Annotated in this window: 2 protein-coding genes; both read left to right on the top strand. The window is 40.5% G+C overall.

Annotated elements, in window-relative coordinates; translation table 11 throughout:
* The first annotated feature begins 898 nt into the window (after positions 1-898).
* On the top strand, positions 899-2,536 hold the full coding sequence (locus tag AACX38_RS07385) for a cyclic peptide export ABC transporter (protein ID WP_228863854.1): 1,638 nt from the start codon (positions 899-901) through the stop codon (positions 2,534-2,536).
* 493 nt (positions 2,537-3,029) lie between these two features.
* The gene (locus AACX38_RS07380) at positions 3,030-6,269 is read left to right on the top strand and encodes a non-ribosomal peptide synthetase (protein ID WP_228863853.1); all 3,240 of its coding nucleotides are present in this window, start codon (positions 3,030-3,032) and stop codon (positions 6,267-6,269) included.
* Positions 6,270-6,272: the final 3 nt, after the last annotated feature.

Raw genomic sequence — 6,272 nt, 5'->3', positions numbered from 1 at the left:
AATATTGAATTTATTATTTATTTCCAATGATTATCTAATCATAAACTTTAATTGTAACTTATTACATCGAAAATTTATTGTGATCTTCATCCATTAAAACATTAGAAATTTTAATTTAACTCAAAAATATAAACAGAGTATATACTTAATGAATTTCATAAAGCAGCACAATAATAAAAAAACCACTCCACCTCTCAGAGGATCTTGGTTTGTTTTAATAACATAAAAACCAGGCCCTCTAATCAAATAGAGAGACTGGTTCAGATATAACATGCACTCTAATTTAAAATAAGACTTATTATCTTTTATAGCAAAAATACAATTTAGAAATCACAGGATATGAAAAATGACTCCTTCTAAAACATCTTATTTTCCTTTTATTCCTTATGTATGATTACCTAACACCATTTATTACTATCACGTACCTTACCAGTTACATTATGCAATTAACACTCTAGAGAATTACTATTTCCTTGTTCAAAATAAAAATAAATCATCAACTATTGATTTTTATTAACCAAACTAGAATCACTCTCAATATTCCATCAATCATTCTCACCTACGTTTCTCTGATATATTATATTCATATTATGAGTGATGTTATTGTGTAACTAAGCGTGACTATTTAGCCATGTTCTTATTAATCATTCTGACTAACAAGATCCAACAGCCTCCACCATTAGAATAACTTCTATCTATTAAGGAAAAAGACCACCTCTAATAATTAAGGAAAAACCCGTTATATGTGAACTGTGAAATTTATCACGGTTTAACTTTATTCATATTTTCATTCATAAATCTTCCTTGAATTTTCACCAGAAAAAAATAACCATTACGGGTCTCATTGGCTGGTGTATATTTTTTATATTACCTATAACCTCCTATAATGGTTTAGTTTATGACTCTAATTGTTTATCTTTATCGCCAATCTTGGATATTGCTGCTTCTATCAACAATATTTGCATTGATCAGTGGATTTTCCGGGGCGTCAGTAGTCGGTATGATTAGCCAGGGAATTACAGGAACGGTTAATCTGACTTCATTTATCTGGAACTTTTTTGGTCTCTGTATTCTTTTTTTTGTTACGAAAACACTATCAGAAATTATGTTGTCACATTTGACTCAGGCAACCATTTATTCGCTGCGTCTAAGCCTGAGTAATAAAATATTACGGGCACCGTTTAAAAAATTGAACCGCTTTGGGAAACATGGGTTGCTGGCCGTTCTGACTAAAGATGTTGATGTGTTTATCCACTCTTTTATGTTAGCTCCAACTGTTTTTGGTAATATCACACTTATCATTGCCTGTTTCGGTTATTTAGCCTGGATTTCATGGCAGCTATTTATCATTTTGGCTATTGTCTGTCTGGTAACCGCTTCTCTCTTCTATTTTTTGGAAAAACGTCCTATACGCCTGATGGAAGAAATGCGTGAGCAGGTAGATAAGATATATCTCAACTTTCAGCAACTGATCGATGGCAGCAAAGAACTGAAACTCAATAGACAAAAAGGTAATGCATTTATTGATAAAGTTATTTCCCCTGCTGCACTAAAATTTAAAGAGATCTGCATCAAGGCAAACAATAACTATGCCTGGGTCCTGAATGCCGGCTCTGTGATCTTCTATATTGTTATCGGCCTGATGATTTTTGTCATTCCTATCTGGTTGCCTCAGGAACCGGCAACTTTAATGACGGTAACTCTGATTGTCCTGTTTTTGTCTGGCCCTATCAGTGAGGTTATCGGTGCCATTCCTGAATTAAGACAGGCGGAAGTCTCATTACAAAAAATGAAGCGACTGGATAACGAACTGGAAGAATCTTTGTATGTGCAGCAGGCTAATTCCCCGGATCCATTTTTAACCGAAAAACCATTATCGCTTGAGTTAAAAGATATTATTCACCACTACACCACTGACAAAGAAGATCGGGAATTTAAACTAGGACCTATGAACTTGACTATTTCTCAGGGTGAAATAGTTTTTATTGTCGGCGGTAACGGGAGTGGAAAGACAACACTTGCCATGCTATTAGTCGGTTTGTTCGAACAAGAATCCGGCTCTATCATGCTTAATGGCATCAAAATGGATGAAACGAATAATGAACATTATCGTCAGTATTTTTCGGCCGTTTTCTCCAATTATCATCTATTCGATCAACTATTAAATACCGGTACGAATGTTACTGAAAAAGCAACTCACTATATTGAATCCTTAAACATGGGTCACAAAGTCAAAGTTATTGACGGGCAATTTTCAACGACTGATCTTTCCGCTGGTCAGAGAAAAAGATTAGCTTTAGTTGCTGCTTATTTAGAAGACCGCCCTATCTACCTATTTGACGAATGGGCTGCGGATCAAGACCCTGTATTTAAAAAGATCTTCTATACTGAGTTATTACCGGAGCTAAAATCCCGTGGCAAGACTGTTATTGTTATTAGCCATGATGATGCATATTTTGATATTGCAGAACGTGTGATTAAATTGGAAGATGGACATATTAAGGAGATAAAAACCAGTAGTCATCATCCTAGCTAAAAATGATCCAGAACAAAAAAATATTTATAATAAATATATCCTCGCCCATTTTAAGAGCCTCATCAAAACAGGCTCTTTTTTTTAAACTATGTATTATTATTTAAAAGGCTCTTTAATATTAAAAATTGATAGCAGCAATACGAAAGACAACGGGGCTCTAATAAAATTAGATATACAATAACATTGCTGTCACTCTGCAAAATAACTTTATTTAATATATAATCCATTACCTTAAATTCAATAATAAAGACAAGAAATAGTTTATATAAAGATGAAATTAATTTATAACTTTCCTAGAAAACTCCACTCATATTATCGTTGTTATTTTTTTTATTGCGTAATACTTTCGCCACATTAATTTTCTTATTAGAAAATATATCTCTTTGAAATTTATTTAGCCAATGTCTTTGGCTTTAATTCTGTTCCAATTTTTTTGTTTTATCAGTTCTGAAAATTTTGTTTTTCCATATGCCCATAAAAGGGGAGCTATAAAATGAATCATCCTGAAACATTGAAACCATTTGCTTTATCTGAAGCACAAAGCAGCCGTTGGTTTCAATATCAAATTAACCCGGCCCAGAGGGGGCAGAATAATAGTGCATTTTGTGCCAGAGTCAGAGGATTAACTGCTGAAAAATTGGAAGAAGCACTTAATCATCTGATAAAACGCCACCCTATGTTACGGGCTAGTTTTGGTCAATATGGCGGTGAACTGGGATATCAAATAGCAGAAAATGCAATTATTACAATCAAAAAACATGATGCCCGGGATCTGGATGCAAAAACGCTTCAACAGCTAGTCCACAATGATTGCTGGTATCCCTTCGATCTCGAAAATCCACTGCGTATTTATGTTAGTTGGTATCAATGCCATGATCAGGAATGTGTCATGGTATTAACCTTTGACCATATTGCCGTTGATGGCTGGTCCTATTGGATATTATTGGAAGAACTCGGCATGCTTTTAACCGGGCAGGAATTACCTCCTACCTCGGAACGGAGTTATCAGGATTATGTTATCTGGCAACAGCAGTGGCTTAATAGTAACAATGCAAAAAAACAACAGAAATTCTGGGTTGATAATCTAAGTGGTGAGTTAACCGAATTACAATTGCCCGTCAGCAGTAAATCAAGCGTCAGTGCCCCCTCTTTGGTAGCAGATAAAATTACGGTTGCTCGTAAACTCCCCGATACACTGGCCGCAAAATTAATTGCACTGACACCAAAATATCATAATAGCCTGTTTGCAATTTTTCTGGCTGCTTATCAACTCCTGCTACATCGCTATACAGGTCAGGATGATATTTTGGTCGGCTCTATCATGCCCGGTCGTAGCCGCTCTCTCTGGGGCAAAGTCGTCGGTGAATTTATCAATCCGGTTGCCTTACGCGCCCAAATCAAGGGTGAGATGACAGTACAGGAGCACATATTACAGGCTGCTAAAAGCATTCGTCAGGCAATTGAGCATCAAAAATACCCTTTTTCGAAAATACTGGAGCACATTAAATTACAGCGCAATGCGGATACCCATCCAGTTTTCCAGACAACCATGACTTTCCAGCAACCCAGATATGTCAGTAACCTGACATCGTTATGGATGGATCAGAGCGGTATCACCACAGTGAACTGGGGAGGCGCAGAACTACGTTCTTTCCCATATCCTTATTATGCTGAAATGCCTGTGCCCTTAATGATCAATCTCATTGAAATTGATCAGCAGATTAATTGCGGTTTTCATTACGATACCAAGCTGTTCGATTCTGAGTTTATCACTCAGCTAATGGACAATTTTTTCACTTTATTAGCAGCCATAGCAGATGATGACCAGCAGGTTATTAGCCATTTACCATTAATGGATGAACACCAGCTTCAGCAGGTACTCGGTGATTTTAATCCAACTAACGTCCCCTACCCGAAAGATGCTCTGATCCACCAGCTATTCGAGCAACAGGCTGACCATACACCAGAAGCGATGGCGCTGGTTTATGGCGACAGTCAGCTGACTTATGATGAATTAAATCGCCGGGCCAACCAGCTGGCACATTACCTGATTGGGTTAGGGGTGAAACCCGATGACCGGATTGCTATTTGTGTAGAGCGCGGCCCGGAAATGATAGTCGGATTGCTGGGTATTCTCAAAGCAGGAGCCGCTTATGTTCCGCTCGATCCGGCCTATCCGGCTGAACGGCTGGCCTATATGCTGGAAGATGCCGCTCCCGTCGCGCTGCTCACCCAATCCTCCCTGACTGACCGACTGGAAAATACCCCGACAATCGTGCTGCTGGATGACAGCAATTCATCACCCTTTAACCAGATGCCGGATACAAATCCCGATCACCGTACATGTGGACTGAACTCACACCATCTTGCGTATGTGATCTACACCTCCGGTTCCACCGGAAAGCCCAAAGGGGTCATGGTAGAACACCACAACGTCATCAACCTTCATATCGGGTTACAGTTGATGCTCGATCTCGCTCCGTCAAGTCGCGTAGCGCTGAATGCCAGCATCGTGTTTGATGCCTCGTTGCAAAGCTGGTCGCAATTGCTTGCCGGTCATACGCTGGTCATCATTCCGAACGCTATCCGTACCGATGGGCCACAGCTCTGGCGTTATTTCGAACATCATAAAGTAGATATGTTTGACTGCACTCCTGTGCAACTGCACGGATTGTTAAACACGGGCTTAGGCACCAGTTCCGGTTATCAGCCCAAACTGGCATTAATTGGCGGGGAAGCCATTCACCCTGCCGTATGGTCACGTTTACAGCAGATAAAAACAACCCGTTTTATCAATGCCTATGGGCCAACAGAATGTACTGTTCAGGCTACCTTCTGTCCGGTGGATAGCTCCCTGCCGCTTCCCAGTATCGGCAAACCGGTGGCTAATACCCAAATCTATATTCTCGACCCCAATGGCCAGCCCACTCCTCTGGGAGTCACAGGTGAAATTTATATCGGTGGTTCCGGCGTGTCCCGCGGTTACCTGAATCGCCCTGAACTGACCGCAGAGCGCTTTATAGCTGATCCTTTTGTCACTGACCCAAACGCTCGTCTGTATAAAACCGGCGATCTGGGACGCTGGCTGTCAGATGGTAATATCGAATATCTGGGCCGAAACGATTTTCAGGTCAAGATCCGTGGATTCCGCATTGAACTGGGGGAAATTGAAACCCGTCTGGCTCAGTGCGCAGGCGTTCAGCAAGTCGTCGTCATTGCCCGTGAATATGATACGGCAGATACGCGGCTGGTTGCTTATATCGTTCCTGACTCAGACACCACACCAGGCATCTCCGAACTGCGGGAGCAATTGAGTAGTAGCCTGCCCGATCACATGGTTCCCAGCGCCTTTGTCATGCTGGAAGCTTTCCCGCTGACAGTGAGCGGAAAACTGGATCGCCATGCACTACCTGCTCCGGACTATTCATCAGTCAGCTCTCAGGAATATGCAGCACCACAAGGGGAAACCGAAGAACAACTGGCAGATATCTGGCGGACGATACTGAAAATAGATCGGGTCGGTCGTCATGACAACTTCTTTGAACTCGGCGGGCACTCGCTTCTGGTGCTGCAACTTCAGTCAAAAGTTAATGAAATCTTTGAGGTTGATCTTTCCATTCAACAACTGTTTGCACACCCCTCAATCAGTCAGCTTGAAGAGTGCATTATCAACGCTCAATTAATGCAATTTGACGCAGGATCCCTACAGGGTCTTTATGAATCGATGGAATAAATC

This window comes from Xenorhabdus sp. PB30.3 (assembly GCF_963895965.1).
Classification (GTDB): domain Bacteria; phylum Pseudomonadota; class Gammaproteobacteria; order Enterobacterales; family Enterobacteriaceae; genus Xenorhabdus; species Xenorhabdus stockiae.
Note: the sequence above shows the minus strand (reverse complement) of the source record. Positions and strands in the feature narration are given on the sequence as shown.

What these genes read in the sequence shown, in the direction of transcription:
- AACX38_RS07385 (WP_228863854.1), top strand. Translation starts at nt 899, where the DNA reads ATGACTCTAATTGTTTATCTTTATCGCCAATCTTGGATATTGCTGCTT.
- AACX38_RS07380 (WP_228863853.1), top strand. Translation starts at nt 3,030, where the DNA reads ATGAATCATCCTGAAACATTGAAACCATTTGCTTTATCTGAAGCACAA.